Origin of the sequence: Demequina zhanjiangensis (assembly GCF_030418315.1) — a bacterium.
GTDB lineage: Bacteria > Actinomycetota > Actinomycetes > Actinomycetales > Demequinaceae > Demequina > Demequina zhanjiangensis.
On sequence record NZ_JAUHPV010000003.1, the window covers coordinates 180,162 to 206,316 of the forward strand.

The window sequence follows — 26,155 nt, forward strand, 5'->3', positions numbered from 1 at the left end:
CCGCCATCCCTCACAGGAGGCGGGGCTCAGTCGTCGGGATCGGGCAGGTCAGCCGCGGTTGGAGCTGAAGATCATCTTGAAGATCGTGCCCAGGTTCATCTTGCCGCCGTAGACGGGCATCATGTTCGCGTCGCCGTAGTCGGTCACGGGCTCGACGTTGTTGAGCGTCTCCATGTCCTCATCCGAGATGACGAAGTCGAGCTCGGCGTTGCTCTTCATGTGCGCCGGGTTCGCGGTCTTCGGCAGCGGCAGAAGGCCCAGCTGAAGGCAGTAGCGGATGGACAGCTGCGGCACCGAGACGTCGTACTTCGCGGCGATCGCCTTCACTGCCTCGTTGTTCAGCAGGGCGCCGTGCGCCACGGGGGAGTAGGCCTCGACGAGGATGCCCTTGCTCTGCGTGTACTCGATCAGCTCGAACGGCGTGTTGCCGATGTGCGCGAGCACCTGGTTGACGGCAGGCTGCACCGTCGCGACCTCGAGGATGTTGTCCAGGTCGTCCTTCTCGAAGTTCGACAGGCCGATCGCGCGGACCTTGCCTGCCTTGGTCGCGTCCTCCAGCGCGCGCCACACCTCACGGTTCTCGTCGAAGAAGCGCTTCTCGCCACGGAAGGACGTCCAAGGCTGCGGCGAGTGGATGATCATCATGTCGATGTAGTCCAGTCCCGTCGCCTTGAGGGTGCGGTCGATCGACTTCGCGGCACGGGCGTACGACTTCGCGCCCGCGTCGACCTTCGAGGTGACGAAGATGTCCTCGCGCTTCGCGCCGCTCGCGCGGACGCCTTCGCCGACGCCGGCCTCGTTGCGGTAGGCCTGCGCGGTGTCGATGTGGCGGTAGCCGAGGTCGATCGCCGACTTCACGGCGCCGACGACGTTCGTGTTGTTGATGAACCAGGTGCCGAGGCCGAGCTTCGGAATCTCGACCCCGTTGTTCAGGGTGTAGTTTTCCTCGAGGACCATCGTCCTCCTCCTTCGATGGGTGGGTGGGGGGGTAGGTGAGTGGTGGTTGTCAGTGCTGTGCTGAGATCTCGGGCGCGCCCGGCAGCGGCTCGGCCCGCTCGAGAAGCTCCTGGACCGCGCGGCGAAGACGCGCGAGACCGTCGTCCAGCCGTGCCCGCGGGCACGCGAGGTTCATGCGCAGATGCGTGCGATTCGAGGGGTCGTACTCGTGGCCGTCCGACAGGACGAGTCCCGTCGTGCGCCGGATGTGCTCCACGAGCGTCGTGCTGTCCACGTCGAGCGCTGAGGCGTCTATCCACAGCAGGTAGGTCGCCTCTCCCCGCTCGGGGACGAGTCCAGGGATCTCTGAGATCGCCTCCTCCGCACGTCGGCGGTTCTGTGCAAGGTAGTCGCGCAGCTCATCGAGCCACGTCTCGCCCTCGGTGAAGGCAGCGATCGTCGCCTCGACAGCGATCACGTTCGGCTCTGCGACCTCGTCCCGGTTGAAGCCCTTGACCACGCGGGCGCGAAGCTCCTCGTCGGGGATCACGACGGCCGCCGTCTGCAGGCCCGCCAGATTGAAGGCCTTGCTCGGCGACACGCAGGTGACGCTGATGGCCGCGCACGTGTCAGAGGCGGAGGCGAACGGCGTGTACTCGAGCCCTGGCGAGGTGAGGTCGCAGTGCACCTCGTCCGACAGGACCGTGACACCGTGCTGCGCGCACAGGTCTCCGAGGCGCGCGAGGGTCTCGCGGCTCCAGATCGTGCCCGTGGGGTTCTGCGGGTTGCACAGGATCATCAGCGACGCCTTGGGGTCCGCGAGACGCGCCTCGAGGTCCTCCCAGTCGATGACGTAGCCCTCCGGCGTGCGCACCAGGCCGCTGGCCGATATCTGCCTGCCGCTGTTGCGCGCCGACGCGAAGAACACGTTGTACACGGGGGTGAGCATCACGACGTTGTCACCAGGCTCCGTGACGGAGCGGACAGTCGAGGACACCGCCGGGACAGTTCCCGTGGTGATCGTGATCCACTCCGGCTGCATGGTGAACCCGTGGCGCCGTGACCACCAATCGGAAACGGCCTCCGCGTACTCCGCAGGCGCCTCGGTGTAGCCGAGCACGCCGACGTCGATCTTCCTGCGAATCGCTTCCAGGATGGGAGGGGCGGCCTTGAAGTCCATGTCGGCGACCCACATCGGCAGCTCGCCCTCCGCGACATCCCACTTCATCGAGTGGGTGCCGCGTCGGTCGATCAGCGCATCGAAGTCGTACGTCATGGTCTGGCCGCTCACTCGCCGAACGTGAGGATGATGCGACCGCGCAGGTGGCCTTCGTCCAGGCGCTGGTGGGCGGCCACGGCGTCGGACGCGGCGAACGTGTGCGCGACGCGCATGGCGAGCATGCCCGACTCGACCTGCTCACGCAGGCGCGTGATCGCGTCGATGTCAGTCGCGCGCTGACGGACGTTGACATGCTCGACCGTGATGCCTCGACCAGGGTCCTCGTCCCAGAAGCGCAGGTCGATCAGCGTGCCGTCATCCTTCACCGCAGGGATGATCTCCGCGTAGAGGGTGGCGCCGTCGATCACGGCGTCCACGCCGCCGGGAGCAGCCTCAAGGATCGCCTCGATCGAGCCGTCGCCGCGCGGCACGAACACGTCGGCGCCCAGGGCGAGCACGTCCGCCTCGTCCTCGGCCGAGGCGGTGGCGATGACGCGCAGGCCCTCGCTCTTGGCGAGCGGGATGGAGTAGCCGCCCACCGCGCCTGCGGCACCGGTGACGAGAATGGTCGCGCTGGCGGGCAGAGCGAGGGTGTCCAGTGCGTTGCGGGCGGTGAGCGCGTTCATGAGCCACGACGCGGCGTGCGGCATGTCGGAGCCCTGCGGGGCGGCGGTCACCGAGGTCGCGGGCAGCGTGACGTACTCGCTGTAGCCGCCGTAGTTGCCGGTGTTGTCCACGATGCCGACCACGGCCTGGCCGATCTCGAGCCCGAGCTCGGGCTCGACGCCGGGGCCGAGCTCGTCGATCACGCCGGCGATGTCCATGCCGGGGATGTACGGACGCTCAAGGCCCTCGTAGATCGCAGCCAGCAGGCCCTCGCGCAGCATCACGTCCGCAGGGTTGAGGCCGGCAGCCTTGACGCTGACGCGCACCTCGCCTTCAGCGGCGTGGGGCTCAGGCAGCTCCACCTGGGTCAGGACCTCGGGGCCGCCGTACTCGTTCAGACCGATCGCCTTCATCAGGGACTCTCCTTTCGGGAGGATGGGGTTGTCAGGAAGCGGAGAGCGACTCGTCGATGACGACGGTGGTCGCAGAGGGGTCGATGCGCTCGGGATCGAGCGTGAGCTCCCCGATGCCGGGGGCACGAATGATGCCTGCGGTGGGGTTGAGGACGGAGTCGATGCGGGTGACCGACTCGACGTCCACCGTCGAGTACTCGAAGGCCAGGCTCGTGTCGATCAGGCGACAGCTCCTGAGGGTGAGGTTCTCGATGTAGCACATGCCCTGCAGGCTCGTGATGGTGCAGTTCTCGAAGGTGAGGTGTGAGGAGTTCCAGCCCAGGTACTCGCCGACGATCACCGAGTCGCGGACCACCACGTTCGAGGAGTTCCAGAAGGCGTCCTTCGACAGGATCCTGGCGTCGCTGATCTCGATGTCGCTCGCGCCGTCGAACGCGTAGTTGCCGCTGATCCGCAGGTTCTTCGCACGGATGCCGGCGGAGTTCATCGCGAAGTAGTCTCCGCGGGCGCTCACGTCCAGCAGCTCGATCTCGCTGCAGTTCCAGAGGGTCTCCTGCGCGTTCGGGAGGTCCACGTGGGCGAGGCTGATCCCGTGGGAACGGCGGAACGTCTTCGGAGCGGCGATGGTCGAGTCGGTGATCCTGACGTCGCTCGCGTACCAGAGGCCCGAGCGGCCGTTGACTGACAGCACCGAGTCACGAGCGGTCACGTCGGTCGCGTACCAGAGGGGGTACTTCCAGTCGAACTGCGTGCGGTCGATCTCGACCCCGGTGCTCTCCTTGAGGGGTGACTCGCCATCGGCGAAGACCGAGTCCTCGACGTGGATGTCCTGCGCGTGAAACAACGCACGCTCGCCGGTGAGTCGACGCTGGCTGACGCTCTCCTGGGTGCGGATGATGGCCTCGGTCATGTCTGACCCTCCTTGACGTGAGTGAAGCGAAGCGTGCGGTTGCGGGCCCTCCTCAGGTATGCCGCAGTGCCGCGATGCCTCCATGCTCACACCGACAATCCTGGGTGCAGAGTGCGCGTCAAGAGGGGTTCTGCCAGGGCACCCCAGGGCCGTTCCACGGAGCGCAGGCCGGTCGGCATCCGGCGTGACGCGCGCCCCATTGCGGTGGTGCGACGCCGCTGCGGGGTGCTCGTGAGAGTGCTACTGGCAGAACCTGGCACGGGCGCGCCGACGGGAGTTGACTCTCCGATCAGAGAACGTCAGGCGCGCATCCCACGCGGTGCCGGCATCGAGCTGAGAGGAGGGTCGCATGCGTGCGACCAGCCACGAGACACCCGTCATGCTGACGGTCGGATCCACGAAGATCCCTGCCACGTTGAACGACACCCGCACGGCGCAGGGCTTCCTGCAGAAGCTGCCTTTCACCATCAGCCTGCAGCGCTACGAGGTGGACTACTGCGCGCCCACCGCGCCCCTCGACACCGACCAGAAGGAGACACAGCATGGGTGGAGCAACGGCGACATCGGTCTCTTCGGCGGATGGTTCACGCTGCTGTTCGACGGCGAGGAGAGCTCGGTGAACACACCGGGTGTCATGGTGATCGGGCACATCGATCAGCCTCACCTCGATCGAGTCAAGCAGCTGGGCGACGCGATCACGCTCACCGTGGAGCGCGTCTGATGTCCGGTTGGGGCCGCATGCACCCGCGGATCGACCCGATCCGGCACGGCGAGGTATCGCTCGCGGCACGATGGCGGCTCCCTGCCGCAGCCGACGACGGGCAGGTTCCGCTTGTCATCCTGATGCACGGTCTGCTCGACAGCATGGAGGCCCCGGTGATCCGCGCGCTCGCCGACTCGCTCGCCGAGCGAGGCATCGCGTCCCTGCGCTTCGACTTCCACGGACACGGCCGCAGCAGCGGACGCTTCGAGGACATGACCGTACCCGCAGAGGTCGACGACGCGCTCACGGTGCTCGACCTCGCACAGTCCGACGCCCGCTTCTCGACGATCAGCGTCGTCGGTCACTCCCAAGGCGGTGTCGTCGCGTCACTGCTCGGAGGCCGCGTGGGTGACCGGATCGCCAGCATGGTGCTCCTCGCGCCGCCCCATGGCGTGGCCGGTGCAGCGCTGCGAGGCGACATCCTCGGCAACCGTTTCGACCCCACGGACCCGCCCGATTCCCTCGTGCTCCACCCATGGGGCGGAGCCAGGCTCGGCCGTGAGTACCTCGTGACGACGCAATCGCTCGACATCGACGCCGCGCTCGCGCGCTTTCCCGGGCCGGTCTGCATCATCCAGGGGACCAGGGACGAGATCGTCGATCCGGGTTCGGCCGAGGCATACGCCGCCGTCGCCCAGGACGCCGAGGTCCACATGGTGTCGGGCCAGGACCACGAGTTCCTCGCCGGTCCGAAGTGGATCGCAGAGATCGCGGCCGACTTCCTCGCGCGTCACGCCTGAGCCACCGCTCCAGAGCCGGTGAGAGCTCGACCCTGCCGCGTCCTCGCGCGAGGACGGCGCCGAGCAGCTGCCCGCGCACGACACGAGGGCCCGCACCGGCATGGTGCGGGCCCTCGTTCAGTTCTCGTGCGATGTCAGCTGTGGAGGAAGACGTTCTTCTCCTGCTCCACGGTCTCCGATGCCCACCAGCTCGCCAGCAGCGAGAGCTTCTCGTAGGACTCGGACTCCGGTGCGGCTGTGTACACGGTCAGGCCCAGGTCCTCGTCGCCCGGGAGGGCGAGCGTGTTGTACTCGAGCTCGAGCATGCCGACCGCCGGGTGCCGGACGCGCTTGATGCCCTCGATGTGAAGGCGGACGTCATGCCGTGCCCAGCGCGTACGGAACTCCTCGGATCGAGTGGACAGCTCACCGACGAGGTCCGTCACCTGACGGTCGAACGGGTTGCGTCCCGCGACCGTGCGCAGGCTCGCGACCGCGCCGTCGGCGATCTCGTCCCAGTCGGGGTAGAACTGCCTGGCGCTGGGGTCGAAGAAGATGAAGCGCGAGTAGTTGACGGTGTCGCCGAGTGCGCGGAAGAGCGGGTCGTACATCGCCCTCGCCAGCGCGTTCGTCGCGATGATCGTGGAACGCCTGTCGCCGAGCACAGCCGCGCCATCGGAGATCGACGCCACGAGGTGCAGCAGACTGGGGCGCACGCCGGTACGCGGGGCCGGGCGCTTGCGCGCGCGGGATCCCGCGTTCGCGGCGCGCGCCAGGTCGAACAGATGCATCCGCTCGGCCTCGGTGAAGCGCAGCGCGGAGGCGATGGCCTCCAGCACCTCATCAGAGACGCCGCGAAGGTCGCCTCGCTCGAGCTTCGTGTAGTACTCGACGCTCACTCCTGCGAGCACCGCGACCTCGCCGCGGCGCAGGCCGGGCACACGTCGGTTGCCTGCCGCGGGCAGGCCTGCCATCTCTGGTGTCACCTTGGCGCGGCGGGTCACGAGGAACTCGCGCACCTCTTCCTTGGAGTTGCTCATGGCACCACGGTAAGCGTCGCGTCGTAGCCGAGGGAGACATTGGCGGTACCACTCACGGCGTGGACCCCTCGGCGGGCCGCGCCTCCGCAGTTCTGCGCGCGCCGCCGATCGCGACCATCGCCACGATCGCCGACAGGACTCCGAGCGCGCTGTAGCCCAGCAGGATCTGACCGGATGCGAGGTCCCCGGCGACGCGGCCCGAGATCAGCCCGGGAAGTGCGGCGCCCGAGTAGGACATCAGGTAGACGCTCGCCAGCAGGCCCGCACGCTCGTGCTGCTCCAATCCGGTGACGAGAGCGCGCATCGCCGAGGTGGAGGCGATGCCCTGCGCGATGCCCACCACGAGCGTCGCCGTCATGAACGGGATGATCGCGCCCGCGTCGAGCGTGAGGATGATCCCCGTCAGCGCGACCATGTAGATGCCCATGCCGAGGCGCACGCCGACACGAGGGGACAGCTTGCCTGCGAGCGGTCCGCCCACAGGGTTGAGGATCATCATCGCCGAGAAGACGCATGCGGCGATCAGCGCGTCGTCCGTGCCCAGATACTCCGACGCGACCGTCGGCGCGAACGCCTGGAAGAACGCGCCCAGCGACCAGGTCGCGATCGCTGCGGTGCCGGTCGCCAGCAGCACACGCCCCCTGCCAGCCGGCACGTGGAGTCGAGGCGCCAGCGAGGCGACGGCGCCGCGGCTGCGCGGCATGGTCTCCCCGCACAGCAGCACCAGCACGATCATGAGGAGCGTGAGCGCGACGAGTGTGATCGAGACGATCGCGCGCGGGTGGGGGAGCAGGTCCACGACAAGCCCCGCCGAGATGGCGCCCAATGGGATACCCAGCATCGGCGTGCTGCCCGTGACGAGTGCGGGAAGCCAGCGGGGTCGTTCCGGAGCCGTGTCGATCGCGAAGGCGCCGATCGCGCTCGGCGCGATTCCCGCGGCGAGTCCCTGCAGGACGCGCGCGACGATCAGCAGCGAGGGTTGATCGATGAACGCGAGGGTTCCAGCGCCGATCCCCGCCGACGCCAGAGCGGCGATCGCCACCGGACGTCGGCCCAGATGGTTCGACAGCCTCCCCAGAAGGAGGAGCGAGGTGACCGCCGCCACGAAGTAGCCGGCCGACGCGAAGGCGAAGTCGCCATCCGTCAGCCCGTTGTCCTCGCGGTACAGGTGGTACATCGGGATCGGCGCCCCCGCCGACGCGAATACCAGGGCGAACGATGCTGTGGCGACGATGAAGGGCGCTCGTTCCGGCAGCGTCGGGCGGCGAGAGGCGATGCGGGTGGTGTCCTGCGCGGTCACGGGCGCACCTCAGCGTGAGACATATGTCGGGGGCTCCTTTCGACGCGGCGCATGAGGCGTCAGCGCGTCACTCACCGAACGGTATTCCCGGATCGCGCCTCCTAACCAGGTACCAACAGAGGTACCTCTGACAGCACCTGGTGACGCGTCGGCGTGAGAGATTTGATGAAGACGTCGCCGGCTCATGCCGGGCCGGCGGACCGGTTCGAAAGATCAAGTGGAAGGAACGAGAGATGGCAGACGACCAGACTCCGATGCAGAAGATGATGGGCGACTTCGCCCCCACGTTCGTGGAGCTCACCGACGAGGTGCTGTTCGGAAAGGTGTGGGCCCGCACCGACGCGCTCTCGCCCCGTGACCGCAGCCTCGTCACCATCACGAGCCTCGTGACCGCAGGCAACATCGAGCAGCTCAACGCGCACATCCCCATGGGCCTTGCGAATGGGCTCACCGAGGACGAGATCAAGGAGGCGATCACCCACGTCGCCTTCTACGCCGGATGGCCCCGCGCCGTCTCCGCGCTCACGCTCGCGCAGAAACTGTTCGCGAAGTAACCCCCCCACCTCTCTGACTCAAGGAGCATCCGCATGGCAATGAGCATCCTCAAGACCCCGGGCACCATCAAGAACCCGCCGGAGCAGTTCGCCGGCGACGTATGGGTGGACATGCTCGCCTACCCGATGAGCGAGGCGCAGCGCGCCGTCATGGCGAAGGTCCGCTTCGCACCCGGCGCCCGCACCGCCTGGCACCACCACGCACGCGGCCAGTACCTCCACGTGACCGAGGGCGTCGCCTACTTCGGCGACCGCGACGGCAACGTCATCGAGGTCAAGGCCGGCGAGACGCTCTACACGCCCCCGGGCGAGGAGCACTACCACTACGCCTCCCCGAAGACCTTCATGGAGCACATCGCGCTCCTCGAGGGTGAGGACCCCAAGACGTCGACCGTGTGGCTCGAGCACGTCGAGGACAAGGACCTCCCCACCGTCGAGTGACCCTCAAGTAGAGGATCCTCGCCGATCCAACCTTCAGCGTGTCTCCCCGCCGTTCCCGGCAGGGAGACACGCTGCTGTGGCGTCCGCACACCTGCGCGGAGCCACCTCTCTCAGCACCTATCCCCAAGGAGACCCTCACCCATGAAGGCCACCCTCATGTACGGCGCCGGCGACGTCCGCGTCGAGAACGTCGCCGACCCCGTCATCCAGGAGCCGACCGACGCGATCCTCCGCGTGGTCCGCACCTGCATCTGCGGATCCGACCTGCACCCGTTCCACGGCCTGCCCGAGATGGAGCACGGCGTCCACACCGGCCACGAGGCCATCGGAGTGGTCGAGGAGGTCGGCTCGGCCGTCAAGGACATCAAGGTCGGCGACTTCGTCGTCGCGCCCTTCGCCTTCTCCGACAACACCTGCGAGATCTGCCAGGCCGGCTTCCAGACCGCCTGCCCCCACGGCGGCTTCTACGGCAACCCCGGTGACCGCGGCGCCTTCCAGGCCGAGCTCTCCGTCGTGCCCCAGGCCGACGGCTCGCTCGTCAAGGTCCCCGGCGTGGACCCCGAGACCGCCTCCGAGGAGCTTCTTGCCTCGCTCCTGACCCTGTCCGACGTGTACCTCACCGGCTACCACGCCGCCTACATGGCCGAGATCAAGCCCGGCCAGTCCGTCACCGTGGTCGGCGACGGCGCCGTCGGACTGTCCGCCGTGCTCGCCGCCAAGCAGATGGGTGCCGAGCAGATCATCCTCATGGGCCGCCACCAGGCACGCACCGACCTGGGCCGCGAGTTCGGTGCCACCCACGTGGTGTCCGAGCGCGGCGAGGAGGGCATCGCGAAGGTCCTCGAGCTCACCGGCGGCTTCGGCTCGCACGCAGTGCTCGAGGCCGTCGGCCACATGCCTGCGTACACCCAGTCCGTGGGCGTCGTCCGACCCGGCGGAATCATCTCCCGCGTCGGCGTGCCGCAGTACGAGGAGGCCCCCGTCGGCTTCATGTCGCTGTTCGGCAAGAACGCTCGCCTCGCCGGAGGACCCGCGCCCGTGCGCCAGTACCTCGAGCAGGCCATCCAGGACGTGCTCGACCGCAAGATCAACCCCGGCAAGGTGTTCGACCGCACCATCGCCCTCGACGACGTCCCGGCCGGCTACAAGGCCATGGACGACCGCGAGGCGCTCAAGGTCATGGTGAACCCCGCGCTGTAAGGCTCATTCGGCGAAGGCCCGGCATCCCGCGAACGTGCGGGGCGCCGGGCCTTCGTGCTGCGCCGTGTAGCGTGGAGATTGAGCGATGCGCCTGAGCAGAATGGTGCATGAGGGGTGGGGAACCGGTGTCAATCGAGTCGGGCCAACGTCGGAAGCCGCGTCCTTCCATCGTCGTCACGGAACGGATGAAAGGCGTGGGCGTCGGCATTGTCGGTCCGCTAACGATCGCCGCGCTGCCGCAACTCACGCCGTTCGCCTTCAGGGCACATGCCATGCCCCTTGTCGCAGCGGCGCTGGTCGTAGCCGCCGTGCTGACCGCAGCGTGGAGTCGCACGATCGCGCTCACCGCCGCGGTGACCGTCATCGTCATCAATGCACTTGCCTTTGTCGCTCAGCTTGCGATCGGACTCTCGGGAATCGTGCCCACCGACGGCACGCTCTCGCCTGCTGCGACCGCATGGCTTGGAGTGGTCATCGCACTGGGAACCTCCTACCTGGTCACAGTCCTCGCGGCAGCGTTCTTCGGCGGCTGGGCGCTTCGCAGAACTCTTGAAACCCGCTGAAGGCTCTACGCCCAACCCGCCCTTTTGCTCGCGTGTGCCCTCGCGCCGCTCGGTGCGGTCCACTCCGTTCACAACCGACTGAGAATCGAACCCGAGTGAGTCAGTGACCTGCGAGTTCGATCGCTCCACGTCGTCCCAACAGTCAGTTCTGCACGCTGCAGGAGAGGCGGGGGAGTCGGCAAGCCCGCTAGTTCTGAATCCATCCGGTAGAGGTCCGACTCGGCCTCGATCTCATCCAGACCCTGGACGCGGTGCGGACTGAGGAATCGCAGGAAGACGGATCTGATTCAGCGGCTTGAGAGAACAGCTTCGAGAGCAGCCGTGCCCTCATCCGTGAGCCTGACTCGTCGCCAATGAGGGAAGCGCGGGTGCTGATCACCCACGACTATGAGCGATTCCCGCAGCAGCCAGCCGAGTGAGCGCCCGTCCGTCTTCCGGAGTGTCTCGGTGTGGTTCCAGCGACAGGTCCCTTCGCGCCCCACGGTCCAGGCGATTCTGCCTGCCCAGACCTCTGTGAGCATGAGCTGCCGTCGCGGAGTCAACTCACCGGGCATGGACGCGCCCCCACTGCTGCTGAACTGTCCGGCCAGGCACCGGCGGTTGCCGATGCCTCTCGCAAGAACTTTTCCCCCATAGCGCTACCTTGCCATGCAAGTGAGGCGGACAGAACCCCAGGCAAGCAGGCCTACGTCATGCCCCAGGGGCACTGATCTACCTCTCAGATGCGCGCACTTCTCAGAACGGGCACTGGCTTACCCGAAACAGTCGACGCGGGGTGGTGACGCGACGGTGGGTGACCCCGAAGGAGCGAAACGGCGCTGAAAGCGACGGTGAGTGACCCGCTTCGGGGGAACGGTACGTGGAGGGGTGGCGGCTACTTGTCCTCGGGGGCGTCGGTGGTCCGCACGTCCGTGGACGAGTCCGCGGTCGACACATCAGTCGAGTCGTCCACCGCGTCAGCGGCACCCTCGGCCGATTGCACGCTCTCGCCCTCGACGAGCGGGGGCGTGAACTGCGGGCCCCGACGGCTCTGGCGGCGCAGGAACTTGCGGTCGTCGTTCGCGTACGCGTAGTAGTAGCCGATCAGCAGCCCGCCGCCGATGAAGTTGCCCACCAGGACGATGCCCAGGTTGCCGAGTGCGAGGCCGATGTCGATGCCGTCCTTCAGTCCGACGATGGTGAACAGCACGGTGTTGGCCACCGAGTGCTCGAAGCCGACGAAGGCGAACACGAACACGCTCATGATCATGACGAGCGACTTAGTGAAGTCGTCCTTGATGAGGCCGTTGTAGACCAGCAGCATCGCCAGGTTGATCATGAAGTTGCACAGCACGGCGCGCAGGAACAGGTCGGACCAGCCGCTGAGTCCCTCCGCCACGTACTCGAGCTTGTGGTCCGCTCCCGCCTGCAGCTGCTCGCCGACGGCGCCGTCACCCAGGCTGGACCCGAGCACGATCAGGGCCACGCCCAGCCCTCCGATGATGTTGCCGCCGTAGCACATGAGCAAGATCCGGGTGGAGCGCCAGAACGTGGTGCGACGGTAATACGCGCCGATCGCGACGATCATCATGTTGGACGTCAGCAGCTCGGACTTCGAGTAGTAGATGAACACGAGCGCGAAGCCGAACACCAACGCGCCCACGATCTTCCCGATGTCCACCAGGGAGCCATCGCCGACGCCTGCGAAGGCCGCGAGGATGGTGTAGTTCGTGAGGTACATGATTCCGATCAGGCCACCCGCCATGGCGGCCCTCATCAGGTACACGCGCGCGAGGCCCCCGCTCATGGCCGTCTTGGTCTCCAGCGCGTCAAGCACCGTGGAGATGAAGTGCTTGCCGGGGAACAGCTGGCTCTGATCCGTCATGGCACCAAGGTACCCACCTCGGTGCGGTCCAGTCAGGACGTCTGGCCGTCCGCGTCGGAGCTGGGAGGGTCCGTCTCCGCTGGTGGTGACGGGTTCCGGCGGAGCGCGAGGCGCCACCAGCCGACGGCGAGCGCGCCGAGCAGCAGCGCGCCGCCGAACGTGACAGCGCGCCACACGATCACGCCGGCGAGCAGGGTCGACTCGAGCTGCTCGCCTGTCGCCGTGATCCAGCCCGAGATGAGGACTGCATCCAGGACGCCGAGCCCGAACATCGGCAGCATCGTGAGCGGGTAGACCATGAAGAAGCCGCCGAGAATCTCGGCGGCGCTGAGGTCGCCGGGGGAGACACCCACGAAGCGCAGGCTCGCGAACAGGATCAGGCCCTCGAGGACGATGCCGGCACCGAGCGCGGCAAGCGCCGGCAGCAGATGCTCCTTGAGAGTGCCCTCGACGCGTTCACGGAACGACACGACCGCCCGCACCCACGCCTCCTCGTTCACATCGCGACGGACGGCGCGGGCGACTCGCGCAGCCCATCGTCCGAGCAGCATGGCCCAGCCTTGCGAGCGCACGACGAGCACCAGCCCGGTCAGCAGCGCCAGCGCGAGGACACCCGACACCGTCGCGACGATCCACTGCCGCCGGTCGATCCCGACGAAGGCGAGCAGCATGAGCCCGAGCACGGGGGAGAGCAGGCGCGCCCCGTAGAACACGAACGACGTGAGGGTGACGCCAGCCATGCCGTCGACAGGATCCACTCGCCACGACCTGAACATGGCGATGCGGATCACCACGTCGCCCGGGGGTGGGGTGAGGTGGCCGACGAGATTGGCCGCGAGGTCGTTGAGGACGGCCCTGGGCCGGCTGAGCCCGCGGACGAAGCGGGACACCGGCGTCGCGTTGATGATCTGGCGGACGACGAGCAGCACGATGAGGACGCCCACCTGCCACCACGCCAGGCGCGATACCGCCTGGCCCACGGACTCCCAGTCGATCCGCTGCCCGAGCTCGAGCGCGGCCCAGCCGATCACGACGGAGACGATCACGATGATCGTCGCCCTGAGGATCCGTCTGCGGAGCACGTCGCGACCCTATCGCCCAGCCCGATGCGGGGGCCGGTCTAGAACTCGATCATCACCTTGAGGGACCGGCGCTCGTCCATCGCCGCGTACCCGGCAGGGGTGTCTTCGAGGCCGATCGTCGTGTCGAACACCTTGCCCGGGTCGATCACGCCATCGAGCACGTCTTGGATGGCGTCGTCCAGGTAGGCGCGCACAGGCGCGACCCCGCCGGTGAGGGTGAGGTTGCGGGCGAAGAGCGACGACCAGCCCACTCCGGCGTCGGCGTACTGGGGCACGCCCACGCGGGAGATCACGCCTCCGGTGCGGGCGATCGAATACGACTGGGTGTACGCGGGCATCAGGCCGACGGCCTCGAGGACCACATGCGCACCGAGACCGTCGGTGAGGTCCAGCACCTTCGCGACGCCCTCCTCTCCGCGTTCGGCGATGACGTCGGTCGCGCCCCACTCGACGCCCAGGTCCGTGCGGTCCCGGTGCCGGCCCATGAGGATGATCCGCTCGGCACCCATGCGCTTCGCCGCGAGCACGGCGGACAGGCCGACGGCGCCGTCACCCACGACCGCCACCGTCTTGCCAGGAGCGACGTCACCCATGAAGGCGGCGTGATACCCGGTGAGATACACGTCGGAGAGTGTGAGCAACGACTTCAGCAGCGCGTCGTCCGCCGACGCCGCATCGATCCCGGGCACCTTCACGAGCGTGCCCGACGCCTGCGGGATCCGCGCGTACTCGGCCTGCAGGCCGCCCACGCCGTCGGACCCGTAGTACCCGCCGTGCGGGCAGGCGGTGTGGAAGCCGTCCACGCAGGTGGGGCACGTGTTGTCCGCGTACGCGAACGGGACGACGACGAAGTCTCCGGGCGCGACGCCCGTCACCTCCGAGCCGACCTCCTCGACGACGGCGATCTGCTCATGCCCCATCGCCTTCGCCGGGCTGTCGGCGGGCTTCGAATGGAAGGGATGCAGATCTGAGCCGCAGATGCATGCCCGCACGGCCCGCACGATCGCGTCGGTGGGTGCGACGATCGTCGGATCCGGCACCGTCTCCACCCGCACGTCCCCGGCCTGGTACATCACTGCAGCGCGCACTCGCGTTCCTTCCGTCGTGACGGGGTTGCCCGCCGAGATGAACGCTACTCGCGGAGGCATGTGCGGTGGCGCGGCGCACCGGCACGATCTTGCGGCGACGCGCGCGAACCGGTGGAAGGATGCAGGGGAGGAGGAGAGTGATGCCGAAGGACTCGGGTGCAGCGCCCCAGAGGTTCCCCCGCCACGTCTATCGCGCGGGCGACGAGCCCGACGCACGCTTCTCCATGGCGAACGAGCGCACCTTCCTCGCGTGGATCAGGACCGCGCTCGCGCTGATCGCGGCCGGGCTCGCGCTTGAGGCGTTCGAGGTGCCCATCGCGCCGGGCCTCCGCGCAGGAGCGGCGCTCGGACTGCTGCTGCTCGGCATTCTCGCCGCGCTTCAAGCCTGGGTGGGGTGGGTCCGCACCGAGAGGGCGATGCGCGAAGGTCGACCGCTCGAGCCCCCACGACTCGCCGTCGTCCTCGTGATCGGGCTGATCGCGGCCGCTGTCGCCGTGGCCGTCGGGCTCGCGCTGTGACCGACACCGACGACACGGGGGCGCCGCGCGAGCGCACCTTGCTGGCCTGGCATCGCACGTCGCTCGCGATCGTCATCGGTTCCGTGGCGCTCGCGCGCTACGGAGCCGAGGTGGTCGGCCCGCAGGTCGCGTTGGCGGCAGCGCCGGGCCTCGTGCTTGCCGTGGTGGCGTCGGTCCTGGCGCTCGTCGCGTACCGGGTGCCCCACGGGGGGCGCGCGAGCCGACGGCCGATCGGAGGCGACGGGCGTCGGTTCGTCGTCCTCGCCGCGGCGGTCGTGAGCGTCGGCGCCGCCTGCGTGCTGCTGGTCGTCTCGCGGATCCTGTGAGAAGCCTCCGCTAGCGGGGGCGGGCGCCCCTGATCTGGCTGTGGAGCCGCTCCATCTTCGCGTCCATCTCCGCCGCGGTGGCGGCCGCCTCCTGCAGCTCCGCGATGAGCGTCTCCGGCACCGCCTTGTCGTACTTGTAGTAGATCTTGTGCTCCAGGCTCGCCCAGAAGTCCATGGCGATCGTCCTGAACTGCACCTCGACGGGCACCTCGACGGGACCCGACGAGAGGAACACCGGCACCGTGACGATCGCGTGCAGGCTCTGATAGCCGTTCGCCTTCGGCGCCGCGATGTAGTCCTTGACCGTCTGGACCGTCACGTCGTCCTGCCTGGTCAGGAGGTCGAAGAGCCGATACACGTCCGACGTGAAGGCGCAGGTGACGCGGATGCCCGCGATATCGGTGATGCTGGTGCGGATCGCGTCGAGATCGTGCGCGACGCCCTTGCGGTCGATCTTCTCGATCAGGCTCTCGGGCGACTTCACCCTGCTGGAGACGTGCTCGATCGGGTTGTAGTCGTGGAGCTCGAGGAACTCATCCCTGAGGATCGACAGCTTCGTGTCGATCTCACGCAGCCCGAACTCGTACTGGAGCAGGAACCGCTGCATCTCGCGACGCCACGCCCTCACCTGTGCAGGTGCCGCGATCTGCCCGGCGGGGCTCTCCACGAGTGCGAGCGCGTCGGGAGGGGTCTGCGTCATGACGTCCTTCATCGGAGTGGTCGGGGCCCTACGCATGGAGGACGACCGGCGGGGTGCCGGGGTTCCCCACAGCGGCGCCCGTCGTGGTCTGCCACGGTACCCGCTGCGGGGACTAGGGTGGTGGAGGGGGCATCGCCGCACCAGCAACGATGCGGTCGCGCGCCCAGACCACACCGCAGTCGTCCCTTTGGAGCGTCATGACAGTCCGTCCCATCCGCATCGCCGTCCAGGTCCAGCCGCAGCACGCGCCCTACGAGAAGATCCGTGACGTCGCCGCCGAGCTTGAGGACATGGGCGTCGACGTGCTGTTCAACTGGGACCACTTCTTCCCGCTGTACGGGGAGAAGGACGGTCTCCACTTCGAGTCCTGGACCATGCTCGCCGCGCTCGCCGAGCAGACCAGCCGCGTCGAGATCGGCGCGCTCGTGAACTGCAACAGCTACCGCAACGCCGACCTGCAGGCGGACATGGCCCGCACGATCGACCACATCAGTGCGAAGGGCGGCACCGGCCGCTTCATCTTCGGCACGGGTTCCGGCTGGTTCGAGCGCGACTACGACGAGTATGGCTACGAGTTCGGTACCGTCGGCTCGCGGCTGAACGACCTGGGCGACGCGCTGCCGCGCATCGAGGCGCGCTGGGAGAAGCTCAACCCGGCACCCACGCGCAAGATCCCCGTGCTGATCGGGGGCGGCGGAGAGAAGAAGACGCTCCGCCTCGTCGCCAAGCACGCCGACATCTGGCACAGCTTCTCCGACGGTCCCACGCTCGAGCGCAAGCTCGGCATCCTGGCGCAGCACGGCGAGGCCGTCGGCCGCGACGTCTCCGAGGTGGAGATCTCCACGGAGATCGGCAACCGCTCGCTCGAGGAGGTCGAGGAGCAGGTCGCGCTGGGTGCGTCGCTCTTCACGATCGGCATCGGCGGCCCGGACTACGACCTGTCCGGCATCGCCGAGTGGCTGTCGTGGCGCGACGACAAGAACGCGAGCCGCTGAGCCGCAGCGTTCTCACACCTTCCGAGGGACGGCGCCGGTCATCTGCAGCATCCGGCACATGAACCGGTGGCCGCCGTCGGAGGTATCGCCGAACATCAGCGGGCACCCACCCTCGAGGACCGTCATGCCCTGGGCCCGGCCGTACTCTGCGGCCTCGTGGTCGACGCTGCCTGCCCCGAAGGCGCGATGCATCCACACGTGGGAGATGCCGAGCCGGGCCGCCTCCTCGACCGTGGCGCGCGCGTGAGCGGGTCGGGTGCCGATCACGACGGCGCCCACGCCGCCCGGAACCTCGGACAGGCTGGCATACGCCTGATCCCCCTCGACGACGGGGGAGTTCGGGTTGATCGCGACGGGTCCGCGGCCCAGCTCGCGCAGTCGCACGTACACGGCGTTCGATCCGTGGCCCTCTGGCTTGCTCGACACCCCGGTCACGGCGATCCGCTCGTGTGACAGGAAGTCCTTCGCTGCGTCGGCGATCGTGGTCATCGCACGCTCCTGCTCCTTGGGGAACGGGGACCCGCTCACCATCGTGCGCCCGGCAAGGCCCGCCCGCAAGCGGCACGTGGGAGCAGACGCCGCGTGGGAACCCGGTGCCGTCGCTCGCTCGCGGTACGGTCGCCACGTGGACAGGCCTGAGGGAGACGGACGACGCGGAGCCGGCGGCGAGCCTGGTGCGCGTCGACCCTCGCCCCCCTCGATCCAGCCGCGGGGCCGCGAGCAGCGGCCCGGCGCGTCTCCTGCACCGGAGCGCCGATCCACACGTCCGGCTCCCAAGAAGCCCGCTGAGGCGGCGGGTTCCGGGCGGGTGAACAGGCCGACGGCGCCGCCCTCGGTCAAGCCGGGGAGCGGAGGCCGGCCTGTTCAGCCAGGTTCGAGCAGGCCGACCCCGGCGCAGCAGGCGCGCGGCGATGCCGCCTACCGGGCGTCCCAAGGCTCCGGCACCCCCGCCTCGTCGGCATCTCGGCCGGTGAGGACCAGGGGGCCGCGCAGACGCAAGCGCCACGTGTTCCGCAACACGGTCATCACTCTGCTGCTCATCCTCATGCTCGCCCTCGGGGGCGTGTGGTGGTGGGTCGAGTCCAGGCTCATCCATGTGGACGCCTTGAGCGGGGCCTCCGACACGCCGGGTACCACCTACCTGATCGTCGGCTCGGATTCGCGTGAAGGGTGGGGCTACGACGGCACCGAAGGCGCCCGCACCGACACGATCATGCTTCTCCACCAGCCTGAAGACGGACCCGTCGCGCTCATCAGCATTCCGCGCGACGCATACGTGGACATCCCGGGGAACGAGGCCAGCAAGATCAACGCGGCCTTCGCCTGGGGCGGGCCTCAGCTGCTGGTCGAGACGGTCGAGGACCTCTCCGGGCTCACCATCGACCACTACGTCGAGGTCGGCTTCAACGGGGTCGTGGATCTCGTGGACGCCGTCGGCGGCGTCGAGCTCTGCTACGGCGACGACGTGAACGACGAGAAGAGCGGCATGGTCTGGGAGGCCGGATGCCACGTCGCCACCGGGGACGAGGCGCTCGCCTTCTCACGTATGCGCTACAGCGATCCGACGGGCGACATCGGACGTACCGAGCGCCAGCAGCAGGTGGTCGGTGCCGTGGCGCAGGAGATCCTCGCACCCTCGACGATCCTGAACCCTTTCCAGGCCCATCGCGTGGCTGACGCGGGGCTCGACTCCTTCAGGGTGGACGACGACACCCATGCCCTGGATCTGGCGCAGGCGGCGCTCGTCTTCAGGGATGCGCTCGGTGGTGACGCCGTCACGGGTACGCCGCCGCTCGCGAGCCTCAACCACCGTGTCAACGGGCAGTCCACGGTGCTGCTCGACCCTGACCTGATCGACCAGTTCTGGATCGATATCGCGAACGGCGCCCTGGAGGCTGGCGCCGAGGTGGGCGGAGCGCCCTAGACCTGGACGGCGTCCGGAACGACCGCCTCCGCCTCGGCTGACGAGGCGAAGCGCTGGATCGGAGGCTGGTCGGCTGGCCGCGGACCGAGCGAGATCAGCTCGCGCTCGTCGTACGCGTCGAAGTCGGCGCGCACCGCAGCCTGGTGCTCGCGGAACAGGTCGCGTGTGAGGCCCCACACGAGGCGCTGGACGCCCGCGGGGAGCCCCGAGAGCTGGTGGCCCGTGATGCCCATGGTCACGCGCGCGCCCTGCGCGAAGTGGTAGAGCCTGCCCATCCACGGCGCCGCAGTCGCGTCCTTCGGCGTGAACTGGAACGACCCGGTGAGGTAGGGGTAGGCGGCGAGGCCCAGGTGCTCCTTGCCCGACGGCGGCGTGTACCGGTCGCCCCACAGAGCGACGTGGTCGACGAACGCGGACAGCTCGCCGCGCATGCGAAGGTCGACGGCGACGCCAGTGCCGGCGATCACGTAGTCGAAGCGGTGCTCCACCCCCGCGACATCCACGACGACCTCCTCACCGTCCACGCGCGTGGACAGCCACGGGGACCCGAGCGAGAACGAGTAGTTCATGTGCTCGAAGCAGCGCCAGATGCTCGACTGCGTCGAAGGCTGATCGATCTCGAGGACCTTGCGCATGAAGTCCCATTTGTCGGCGTCGTCCCAGTCGCAGAAATGCTCCACGAAGGACGCGTACTCCATCCAGCGCAGGGGGTTGACAGCGGGCATCTCCGTGCGGCGCATGAAGTGCGCGACGCTCCCGGCCCCGTGCTCCAGGGCGGTGCCGGCCACGTCGAATGCGCTCGCACCTCCGCCGAGCACTCCGATCCGCTTGCCGCGCATCGCTTCGAAGTCGAGCATGTGGCTCGTGTGACCCCACCGATCCTGCGGCAGGTGGCCGAAGAGGTGGGCCGGCGCCGCGATGCCGCCCGCGCCCTCGAGCCCGGTGGCGAAGATCACCCGCTGGGCGAGCCGTGTGGTCTCACCCTGGGGACCGGAGAGCGTCACGGTGAACGGACCGTCGGGGTGCGTGGGCGGGACGACGCCCGTCACCGCGGTCTCGTTGATCACGTCGATCCCCGTGACCTCGCGATAGAACTGCAGGTACTCCTGCCAGTCGAGGCGCGGGATGTAGCGGATCGCGTCCCAGCGCTCCTGACCGTACGTGGCGACGAACCACTCGCGCGGGGACAGGGCCGGCACGTCGTTGTCGGGGCCCTTGAGCATCTTGGGGGTGCGCAGCGTCCGCATGCGTGCCTGAGTGCTCCAGGGGCCCTCGAGTCCTGCGGGAGCGCCGTCGACGACGAGCACGCGCCGCACGTCCTTGCGCGCGAGCGCGAACGACAGCGCCTGACCCGCGTGCCCGCCTCCGACGATCAGCACGTCGAGCACGCCGTCGCCGGGGGAGGGGACCCAGTCGCGCCCGCCGTAGTTCAGCAGGTCCAGCTCGTCGTGGATCCGCGTGCGCAGGGCGTCGAGGCGTGCTGCGCGGTCGGACGGGTTGGCGGGGACGGCGGTCATGAGGACTCCTGAGCTCGGGCGGGCTGGCCGATCGCGGGCGCGATCAACCCCGCTCCGGGGAGAAACCCTCATGTCAACGCATTACCCGGGGCGTGACGCGAGGCTAGCGCGACGATGTTTCATCCAGGTCACGCGAGTGGTGCGTCGGCTCGTCGATCGTGGACGCGCGTCTGTCTGCCGAGCCCATCATCCAGCGGATGCCGTGCGTGGCGAGGCCTCCTGCCACCGGGCCGAAGGTGCGTGCGGACCAGGTGTCGAGTCCGAGCTCCTCGCGGGCCCACTGCGGAAGGAGCGCCACGGAGCCGGCGGCGAGCAGGCTGTAGGGAGCGCGCACCGCCAGGGGCAGCGGCGGCTCCTTGAGCAGGAACTGAGCCGTGTCGAGCGCAGCGGGCGTCGCGGCCAGCTCCGGGCGGTAGCGGTCGAAGGCCTGCGCGAGCTCTGCGGTCGTCCGCGGCACGTCGACTGCCCCGAGTCGCCGTGCCACCTCGCCTGACTGGGCGACGTACTCGTCGGCCTCCTCGGGCGTGAGGCGGCGTTCGCCGTACCTCTGATGCGCGCTGAGGAACGAGTCCGCCTCGGCGATGTGGACCCAGGTGAGCAGGTGCGGGTCACCTGCGAAGTACTCGCGCCCGTCGGGGGCTGTGCCGCGCACCTTCTCATGAGCGTTCCGGACGATGTCCACCATGCGTTGTGCGTCCTGCTCCGCGCCGAACGTGGTGAAGGCGAGATAGGTGGAGGTGCGGGCGAGCCGGCCCCACGGGTCGCCTCGATAGCCCGAGTGGCCCGCGACTCCGGCCATCGCGAGCGGATGAAGCGACTGGAGGAGCAGTGCGCGAAGTCCGCCGACGAACGTGGTGACGTCGGCGTGCACCTGCCGGATCGGGCTGCCCGGTGGGAACCAGCGGGGGCCAGGGGTGTCATGCACGCGCACTCGCGCCGCGTCGCCGTCGGGTCCGGCGACCTTGAGGAACACGGCATGGCCGAGCCGACGGCGCAGTCGGTCGATCGGGTGGGAGGAGGTGCTCATCGTGATCGTGACAACGCGGAGCATGCCGCGGCTGTTCCGCTTGGCGGGTCTACCAGGGGTGAGGGTGTACGAGGGCGGCTGACGCGGGTGTGGAGCAGGCACGGGCTCGTGTTTCACAAGTGTTAATTACCTGTAAAGAGTGATCGATCTCGTAGATCGGCCCGAACACTTCGGGTTAGCGTTTCGGTCAGTAATCCTGAACGTCTACCCCATCGGAGGTGATCGACATGAGCGCCGGGCACTCGGAAGCAACCGGTTCGACGATGTACCAGGTCGATCTCCAGGGCGAATGGGGAGAGATCTGGCCTTCCGTCGACGAGGTGCTCGTCGCACTGGAGGATCACGGCGTCGTGGGAGTCGAGCGGCTGCGCGTCATGGCCAGCGAGGATGACCTCACGTTCCTTGCCGATGCGGCCGAGGGTTCCGTTGCGGTGAAGATCGCACTCACGGAACGCGGCCACGTGCAGCTGCAGGCGACTCTGCTCGATCACGTCTCCGGCTCGGAGTGGACCGTGCCGGTCCCGTCCGTGCTGCGACGTGTGTCAGACAAGTGTCTCACATCGCAGCTGGGAAGCGCCAGCATGCTCGTGACCGCCTTCTGCGACGGCGTGCCGCTCGAGTCGGTCGAGCCGACGGCGGACCTCGTTGACGCTCTCGCCCGCACCCAGGGCGACCTGCTCGCCTCGCTCGCAGACCTCGACGCCAGCGTGCCCTCGACGAACCTGTGGTCGATCGCCTCGTTCCCCGACACCTACGACGCACTGCACAGCGAGCTGCCCGGCGATCTGGCCCCGACCGTGGCGCGACTCCGCCGCGAGTGGGACGACGCGATCGCACCGGCCCTCGCCGCGTCGCCCGTCCAGGTGCTCCACGCGGACCTCAACCTGTCCAACGTGCTCGTCGCCGGCGAGACGATCTCGGGCGTGCTCGACTTCGGAGACGCGATCCGCGCTCCCCGCGTGCTCGACGTCGCCGTCACCGCCTGCTATCTGGGGCTCGCGATGCACGACCTGGACCACCCTCTCGTGCACCGCTTCATGAACCGGATCGTCGACGCCGGCGCGCTGACCAGAGCCGAGGCGCGAGCGGTTCCCGCGCTCGCCGCCTGCCGTGCAGCGATGGTCCTGATGCTCGGGCGTTCCAGCGCACGCACCTCGCGGCACCCCGACTACGCCTTGCGCTACGACGCCCACGCGGCGGCGGCGCTCGCGCGTCTCGCAGATCGCACCTCGGCCTACGCCGGGGCGACCGCGCCGACGCACCCCATCCAGACTTCCGACGAGAGGACACCCGTGCAGCAGGTCGACGCACCATCCGAGGCCCCGGCCACCGAGAACACGATGATCAACAGGTTCGACCCGGCGTCGACCGCGGGGATGAGCGCAGAGGACGCCGCCCTCCTTGCACGCCGTCGGCGCGTGCTCGGCGACATCTACCCGCTGTTCTACTCGAAGCCCGTGCACGTGGTGCGAGGCGAGGGTGCCCGGCTCTACGACAACGAGGGCCGCGAGTACCTCGACGCCTACAACAACGTGCTCGCAGTCGGGCACGCCAACCCGCGCATCGCGGATGCGGTCGACGCCCAGCTCCGCAAGATGAACACCCACACGCGGTACCTGCAGGACGGTGTCGTCGACTACGCCGAGCGCTTCGTCGCCACCCACCCCGAGGCGCTCGACCGCGTGATCTTCACAAACTCGGGCTCCGAGGCGAACGACCTGGCCCTCGCGATCGCACGGTGGCGCACCGGCGCCCAGGGCGTGATCGTGACCCACAACGCGTACCACGGCACGACCCAGGTCCTCGCCGGAGTCTCCCCGGAGAACGGCGTCGCCATGCCGCTCCACCCCTACGTCCGCACGGTCGACGCTCCCGACACCTACCGCTACGGCGACCAGGCCGGCGCGGTGTTCGCCGCCTCAGTGCGGGAGGCGATCGCCGACCTGCAGCGCCACGGCTGGGGAGTCTCGGCCCTGCTGCTCGACACGATCATGTCGACCGATGGGATCTTCGCCGGCGAGCCCGGAATGCTCCGCGAGGGCTTCCGCGCGGTGCAGGAGGCCGGCGGGCTCGTGATCGCGGACGAGGTGCAGCCCGGCGTGGGCCGTCTCGGCGAGTCGATGTGGGGCTTCCAGCGTCACACCGACGACGTCGACATGGCGACCTGCGGCAAGCCGCTTGCCGGCGGTCTTCCGATCGGCACCCTCGCGCTGTCCAGCGAGCTGAGCGACGGCTACGCCTCAAGCCACCGCTACTTCAACACGTTCGGAGGCAATCCCGCCTCGATCGCCGCCGCAGGTGCGGTCCTCGACGAGGTCGAGGACAGGGGGCTCATCGCCTCCGCGCACGCCGTCGGTGAGGCGCTCGCCCAGGGCATCCGTGACGCCTCCGCTCCGCACGGCTGGGTCAAGGACGTGCGAGGAGCCGGCCTGTTCATCGGCGTCGAGATGGGTGCGGACGGCGACGTCCCCGGGTCCAGCCTCGCCGCCGCGGTCGTCAACGGCCTTCGCGAGCGGCGCGTGCTGATCAGCGCGGTCGCGGACGACGGTCGGGTCCTCAAGGTGCGGCCCCCGCTCGTGTTCACCCACGACGACGTCGCGCTGTTCCTGCACCACTACTCGGAGGTGCTCTCCGAGATCGAGACGAAGGGAGTGCAGCGATGACCACGGACGTCCTCGAGATCCGCGACGTCGGCAAGAGCTTCGGCGCCGTCACCGCGCTGCGCGAGGTCAACCTCACCGTGCGCAAGGGCGAGATCATCGCCCTCCTGGGAGACAACGGCGCCGGCAAGTCGACCCTGATGAACATCATCTGTGGCTCCAATCCGCCCGATCGCGGTGCGGTCATGGTCGACGGTCAGCGCCTCGACAGCGTGGACGCCGCCCAGCGGCTCGGCGTCGGCGTGGTCTACCAGGACCTCGCGCTCGCACCCCACCTCGACCTGGCCGAGAACATGTTCCTCGGCAACGAGATCACCACGGGTCCGTTCAAGATGCTGGACCGCGCCCGCATGCGCCGCGAGGCCGAGGAAGCGATCCAGGGACTTGGCATCTCGACCCTCAAGGACGTGAGGCTCCCCGTCGGCCGACTGTCCGGAGGTCAGCGGCAGGTGCTCGCCGTGGCGCGCGCCATCAAGTGGGCCAGCCAGCTGATCCTGCTCGACGAGCCGACCGCCGCGCTCGGACCCAAGCAGGTCGACATCGTGCTCGACTCCATCAGGACCGCAGCCGCCCAGGGACTCGGCGTGATCCTCGTGTCGCACGACATCCCGAACGTCCTCAAGCTCGCCGACCGGATCGTGATCCTGCGCCACGGCACCATCGTGGCAGACCGATCCCCGGAAGGCATGACCGTATCCGACGTGATGACCGTGATGGTGGGAGACGACGCATGACCACGACCCTTGCCCGTGAGGAGACCCAGGCGCCGTCCATGCCGACGGGCCTCCACCAGCTCAAGAAGATCCTGTCGATCCGCGCGGTCCAGATCATCCTCGTCGAGATCGTCGTCATCGCGTTCTTCTTCGCGATGTCTCCCGAGGGAGCGTTCCTCAACGCGGCGAACGTCCGAGGCATGCTGCTCACCGCCTCCCAGGTGCTGCTGCTCGCGATCGGCCAGGCGATCCTCATGTCCGCAGGCAAGATCGACATCTCGCAGGGCGCGGTGCTGATCCTGGCCTCCGTCGCCTCCGGACAGGTGATGGTCGCGCTGCAGGGCTCCATGAGCCCGGCCGCCACCCTCATCGTCGGACTCGCGGTCGCACTCCTGATCGGAGCGGTGCTCGGCGCGGCGATCGGCATCCTCGTCGGCGTCGTCGGCATCAACTCGCTGGTGGCGACGCTTGGAATGCTCTCCATCGCGACGGGTGTGGCGCAGGTCGCGACCGGCGGCGTGAACATCTTCGGGATGCCAGGGGAGCTGTCCGACTGGTTCGGCTCTGTCCGCTTCGGGGCCATCCCGCTGCCCGTGATCCTCAGCCTCGCGGTCATCGGAGTCATCTGGGCCGTCTACCGGCTGACGCCGTGGGGCACGCACACCCTCGCCACCGGCTCCAACGCCCTCGCGGCTCGCCGTGTCGGCATCAAGACGGTGCGCAACACGATCGGCATCTTCATCGTGTCGTCCACGCTCGCGGGCCTCGCCGGCTACATCGACCTCGCCCGCTACTCGACGACGAACATCTCGGGTCACCTGAACGACTCGATGGCGGCGATCGCCGCGGCACTCATCGGCGGCACCGCGCTGACCGGCGGACGCATCAGCTTCCTGGGAGCGATCGTCGGTGCGCTGCTCGCGATCCTGCTCCAGTCGGGCCTCGTGATCATCAACCTGTCGCCCTTCTACCAGACCATCGCGGTCGGAGCGATGCTCCTGATCGCCGTGAGCTTGGACAACGCCAACCGCGAACGCCCGGGATCCAGTTGACCGGTCGGCGTCCAGGACGGCTCGG

26 protein-coding genes are annotated in these 26,155 nt (G+C 68.5%); 13 read left to right on the forward strand and 13 right to left on the reverse strand.

Annotation, left to right across the window (positions count from 1 at the left end):
* Window positions 1–48: 48 nt before the first annotated feature.
* Genes QQX04_RS06200 through QQX04_RS06215 form a run of 4 tightly spaced genes read right to left on the reverse strand, consistent with a single transcriptional unit; the run spans window position 49 to window position 4,084 of the window.
* Window positions 49–957, reverse strand: coding sequence for an aldo/keto reductase (locus QQX04_RS06200; RefSeq protein ID WP_301127274.1), 909 nt, complete (start codon window positions 955–957; stop codon window positions 49–51).
* A 49-nt stretch (window positions 958–1,006) separates the two neighbouring features.
* The gene (locus tag QQX04_RS06205; RefSeq protein WP_301127276.1) at window positions 1,007–2,227 is read right to left on the reverse strand and encodes a MalY/PatB family protein; all 1,221 of its coding nucleotides are present in this window, start codon (window positions 2,225–2,227) and stop codon (window positions 1,007–1,009) included.
* A complete protein-coding gene (locus tag QQX04_RS06210) occupies window positions 2,224–3,174 on the reverse strand; it encodes an NADP-dependent oxidoreductase (protein WP_301127278.1) in 951 nt (316 codons plus the stop codon). Before QQX04_RS06210 ends, QQX04_RS06205 begins: the two co-directional genes overlap by 4 nt.
* 31 nt (window positions 3,175–3,205) lie before the next feature.
* Window positions 3,206–4,084 carry a DUF3737 family protein gene (locus QQX04_RS06215; RefSeq protein WP_301127279.1) on the reverse strand — a complete coding sequence of 293 codons (879 nt, stop codon included), beginning with the start codon at window positions 4,082–4,084 and terminating at the stop codon, window positions 3,206–3,208.
* Window positions 4,085–4,433: 349 nt separating this feature from the next.
* Here QQX04_RS06215 and QQX04_RS06220 point away from each other — a divergent pair, with 349 nt between their 5' ends.
* Window positions 4,434–4,805: a cyclophilin-like fold protein gene (locus QQX04_RS06220; RefSeq protein ID WP_301127281.1), complete on the forward strand. Its 372-nt coding sequence runs from the start codon at window positions 4,434–4,436 to the stop codon at window positions 4,803–4,805.
* Window positions 4,805–5,587 (forward strand): alpha/beta hydrolase family protein, encoded by a 783-nt coding sequence (locus tag QQX04_RS06225; RefSeq protein WP_301127282.1) that lies wholly within the window; start codon window positions 4,805–4,807, stop codon window positions 5,585–5,587. The genes QQX04_RS06220 and QQX04_RS06225 overlap by 1 nt, the downstream gene beginning before the upstream one ends.
* A gap of 134 nt (window positions 5,588–5,721) precedes the next feature.
* Here the strand turns inward: QQX04_RS06225 and QQX04_RS06230 are convergent, their stop codons facing one another.
* Entirely contained in the window at window positions 5,722–6,606 is an 885-nt protein-coding gene (locus tag QQX04_RS06230) for a helix-turn-helix transcriptional regulator (RefSeq protein ID WP_301127284.1), read from the reverse strand.
* Window positions 6,607–6,658: 52 nt separating this feature from the next.
* On the reverse strand, window positions 6,659–7,906 hold the full coding sequence (locus tag QQX04_RS06235) for an MFS transporter (RefSeq protein WP_301127285.1): 1,248 nt from the start codon (window positions 7,904–7,906) through the stop codon (window positions 6,659–6,661).
* Between the two features lie 233 nt (window positions 7,907–8,139).
* Between QQX04_RS06235 and QQX04_RS06240 the strand changes: the two genes are divergently transcribed.
* From QQX04_RS06240 to QQX04_RS06255, 4 genes are all read left to right on the forward strand, one after another.
* Window positions 8,140–8,460, forward strand: a complete 321-nt coding sequence (locus tag QQX04_RS06240; protein WP_301127287.1) for a carboxymuconolactone decarboxylase family protein — start codon at window positions 8,140–8,142, stop codon at window positions 8,458–8,460.
* 39 nt (window positions 8,461–8,499) lie between these two features.
* Window positions 8,500–8,901, forward strand: coding sequence for a cupin domain-containing protein (locus QQX04_RS06245; RefSeq protein WP_301127682.1), 402 nt, complete (start codon window positions 8,500–8,502; stop codon window positions 8,899–8,901).
* Window positions 8,902–9,042: 141 nt separating this feature from the next.
* Window positions 9,043–10,101 (forward strand): zinc-binding dehydrogenase, encoded by a 1,059-nt coding sequence (locus QQX04_RS06250; RefSeq protein ID WP_301127288.1) that lies wholly within the window; start codon window positions 9,043–9,045, stop codon window positions 10,099–10,101.
* A 125-nt stretch (window positions 10,102–10,226) separates the two neighbouring features.
* Complete coding sequence (locus QQX04_RS06255) at window positions 10,227–10,664, forward strand: hypothetical protein (RefSeq protein ID WP_301127289.1); 438 nt, start codon at window positions 10,227–10,229, stop codon at window positions 10,662–10,664.
* Window positions 10,665–11,538: 874 nt separating this feature from the next.
* Here the strand turns inward: QQX04_RS06255 and QQX04_RS06260 are convergent.
* Genes QQX04_RS06260 through QQX04_RS06270 form a run of 3 tightly spaced genes read right to left on the reverse strand, consistent with a single transcriptional unit; the run spans window position 11,539 to window position 14,698 of the window.
* Entirely contained in the window at window positions 11,539–12,528 is a 990-nt protein-coding gene (locus QQX04_RS06260) for a formate/nitrite transporter family protein (RefSeq protein WP_301127290.1), read from the reverse strand.
* Window positions 12,529–12,560: 32 nt separating this feature from the next.
* Window positions 12,561–13,610, reverse strand: a complete 1,050-nt coding sequence (locus tag QQX04_RS06265; RefSeq protein ID WP_301127292.1) for a lysylphosphatidylglycerol synthase domain-containing protein — start codon at window positions 13,608–13,610, stop codon at window positions 12,561–12,563.
* Between the two features lie 38 nt (window positions 13,611–13,648).
* Window positions 13,649–14,698, reverse strand: coding sequence for a zinc-binding dehydrogenase (locus QQX04_RS06270; protein WP_301127294.1), 1,050 nt, complete (start codon window positions 14,696–14,698; stop codon window positions 13,649–13,651).
* A gap of 140 nt (window positions 14,699–14,838) precedes the next feature.
* Between QQX04_RS06270 and QQX04_RS06275 the strand changes: the two genes are divergently transcribed.
* Entirely contained in the window at window positions 14,839–15,216 is a 378-nt protein-coding gene (locus QQX04_RS06275) for a YidH family protein (RefSeq protein WP_301127296.1), read from the forward strand.
* Window positions 15,213–15,542 carry a DUF202 domain-containing protein gene (locus QQX04_RS06280; RefSeq protein ID WP_301127298.1) on the forward strand — a complete coding sequence of 110 codons (330 nt, stop codon included), beginning with the start codon at window positions 15,213–15,215 and terminating at the stop codon, window positions 15,540–15,542. The genes QQX04_RS06275 and QQX04_RS06280 overlap by 4 nt, the downstream gene beginning before the upstream one ends.
* Window positions 15,543–15,552: 10 nt before the next feature.
* Here QQX04_RS06280 and QQX04_RS06285 read toward each other — a convergent pair whose 3' ends face one another.
* A complete protein-coding gene (locus QQX04_RS06285; protein ID WP_301127684.1) occupies window positions 15,553–16,149 on the reverse strand; it encodes a GTP pyrophosphokinase in 597 nt (198 codons plus the stop codon).
* A gap of 290 nt (window positions 16,150–16,439) precedes the next feature.
* On the opposite strand from QQX04_RS06285, the gene QQX04_RS06290 reads away from it, so the two are divergent.
* Complete coding sequence (locus tag QQX04_RS06290; protein WP_301127299.1) at window positions 16,440–17,237, forward strand: LLM class F420-dependent oxidoreductase; 798 nt, start codon at window positions 16,440–16,442, stop codon at window positions 17,235–17,237.
* A gap of 12 nt (window positions 17,238–17,249) precedes the next feature.
* Here QQX04_RS06290 and QQX04_RS06295 read toward each other — a convergent pair whose 3' ends face one another.
* Window positions 17,250–17,726, reverse strand: coding sequence for a CoA-binding protein (locus QQX04_RS06295; RefSeq protein ID WP_301127301.1), 477 nt, complete (start codon window positions 17,724–17,726; stop codon window positions 17,250–17,252).
* Window positions 17,727–18,243: 517 nt separating this feature from the next.
* Between QQX04_RS06295 and QQX04_RS06300 the strand changes: the two genes are divergently transcribed.
* On the forward strand, window positions 18,244–19,161 hold the full coding sequence (locus tag QQX04_RS06300) for an LCP family protein (protein ID WP_301127302.1): 918 nt from the start codon (window positions 18,244–18,246) through the stop codon (window positions 19,159–19,161).
* On the opposite strand, the gene QQX04_RS06305 is transcribed toward QQX04_RS06300, so the two are convergent.
* Both QQX04_RS06305 and QQX04_RS06310 read right to left on the reverse strand, forming a co-directional pair.
* Window positions 19,158–20,678, reverse strand: a complete 1,521-nt coding sequence (locus QQX04_RS06305) for an FAD-dependent oxidoreductase (protein ID WP_301127304.1) — start codon at window positions 20,676–20,678, stop codon at window positions 19,158–19,160. The two genes, QQX04_RS06300 and QQX04_RS06305, sit on opposite strands and share 4 nt — an antisense overlap.
* Window positions 20,679–20,781: 103 nt before the next feature.
* A complete protein-coding gene (locus QQX04_RS06310; RefSeq protein WP_301127306.1) occupies window positions 20,782–21,705 on the reverse strand; it encodes an oxygenase MpaB family protein in 924 nt (307 codons plus the stop codon).
* Window positions 21,706–21,932: 227 nt separating this feature from the next.
* On the opposite strand from QQX04_RS06310, the gene QQX04_RS06315 reads away from it, so the two are divergent.
* The 3 genes from QQX04_RS06315 to QQX04_RS06325 are packed head-to-tail and all read left to right on the forward strand — an operon-like array spanning window position 21,933 to window position 26,130.
* A complete protein-coding gene (locus QQX04_RS06315; RefSeq protein ID WP_301127307.1) occupies window positions 21,933–24,368 on the forward strand; it encodes an aminotransferase class III-fold pyridoxal phosphate-dependent enzyme in 2,436 nt (811 codons plus the stop codon).
* Window positions 24,365–25,099: an ATP-binding cassette domain-containing protein gene (locus QQX04_RS06320; protein ID WP_301127309.1), complete on the forward strand. Its 735-nt coding sequence runs from the start codon at window positions 24,365–24,367 to the stop codon at window positions 25,097–25,099. The genes QQX04_RS06315 and QQX04_RS06320 overlap by 4 nt, the downstream gene beginning before the upstream one ends.
* Window positions 25,096–26,130, forward strand: coding sequence for an ABC transporter permease (locus QQX04_RS06325; RefSeq protein WP_301127311.1), 1,035 nt, complete (start codon window positions 25,096–25,098; stop codon window positions 26,128–26,130). Before QQX04_RS06320 ends, QQX04_RS06325 begins: the two co-directional genes overlap by 4 nt.
* Window positions 26,131–26,155: the final 25 nt, after the last annotated feature.

Coding starts and splice junctions, on each gene's coding strand:
- QQX04_RS06200 (WP_301127274.1), bottom strand. CDS start 957: ATGGTCCTCGAGGAAAACTACACCCTGAACAACGGGGTCGAGATTCCG.
- QQX04_RS06210 (WP_301127278.1), bottom strand. CDS start 3,174: ATGAAGGCGATCGGTCTGAACGAGTACGGCGGCCCCGAGGTCCTGACC.
- QQX04_RS06215 (WP_301127279.1), bottom strand. CDS start 4,084: ATGACCGAGGCCATCATCCGCACCCAGGAGAGCGTCAGCCAGCGTCGA.
- QQX04_RS06220 (WP_301127281.1), top strand. CDS start 4,434: ATGCGTGCGACCAGCCACGAGACACCCGTCATGCTGACGGTCGGATCC.
- QQX04_RS06225 (WP_301127282.1), top strand. CDS start 4,805: ATGTCCGGTTGGGGCCGCATGCACCCGCGGATCGACCCGATCCGGCAC.
- QQX04_RS06230 (WP_301127284.1), bottom strand. CDS start 6,606: ATGAGCAACTCCAAGGAAGAGGTGCGCGAGTTCCTCGTGACCCGCCGC.
- QQX04_RS06240 (WP_301127287.1), top strand. CDS start 8,140: ATGGCAGACGACCAGACTCCGATGCAGAAGATGATGGGCGACTTCGCC.
- QQX04_RS06245 (WP_301127682.1), top strand. CDS start 8,500: ATGAGCATCCTCAAGACCCCGGGCACCATCAAGAACCCGCCGGAGCAG.
- QQX04_RS06250 (WP_301127288.1), top strand. CDS start 9,043: ATGAAGGCCACCCTCATGTACGGCGCCGGCGACGTCCGCGTCGAGAAC.
- QQX04_RS06260 (WP_301127290.1), bottom strand. CDS start 12,528: ATGACGGATCAGAGCCAGCTGTTCCCCGGCAAGCACTTCATCTCCACG.
- QQX04_RS06275 (WP_301127296.1), top strand. CDS start 14,839: ATGCCGAAGGACTCGGGTGCAGCGCCCCAGAGGTTCCCCCGCCACGTC.
- QQX04_RS06285 (WP_301127684.1), bottom strand. CDS start 16,149: ATGCAGCGGTTCCTGCTCCAGTACGAGTTCGGGCTGCGTGAGATCGAC.
- QQX04_RS06290 (WP_301127299.1), top strand. CDS start 16,440: ATGACAGTCCGTCCCATCCGCATCGCCGTCCAGGTCCAGCCGCAGCAC.
- QQX04_RS06295 (WP_301127301.1), bottom strand. CDS start 17,726: ATGACCACGATCGCCGACGCAGCGAAGGACTTCCTGTCACACGAGCGG.
- QQX04_RS06305 (WP_301127304.1), bottom strand. CDS start 20,678: ATGACCGCCGTCCCCGCCAACCCGTCCGACCGCGCAGCACGCCTCGAC.
- QQX04_RS06310 (WP_301127306.1), bottom strand. CDS start 21,705: ATGAGCACCTCCTCCCACCCGATCGACCGACTGCGCCGTCGGCTCGGC.
- QQX04_RS06315 (WP_301127307.1), top strand. CDS start 21,933: ATGAGCGCCGGGCACTCGGAAGCAACCGGTTCGACGATGTACCAGGTC.
- QQX04_RS06320 (WP_301127309.1), top strand. CDS start 24,365: ATGACCACGGACGTCCTCGAGATCCGCGACGTCGGCAAGAGCTTCGGC.
- QQX04_RS06325 (WP_301127311.1), top strand. CDS start 25,096: ATGACCACGACCCTTGCCCGTGAGGAGACCCAGGCGCCGTCCATGCCG.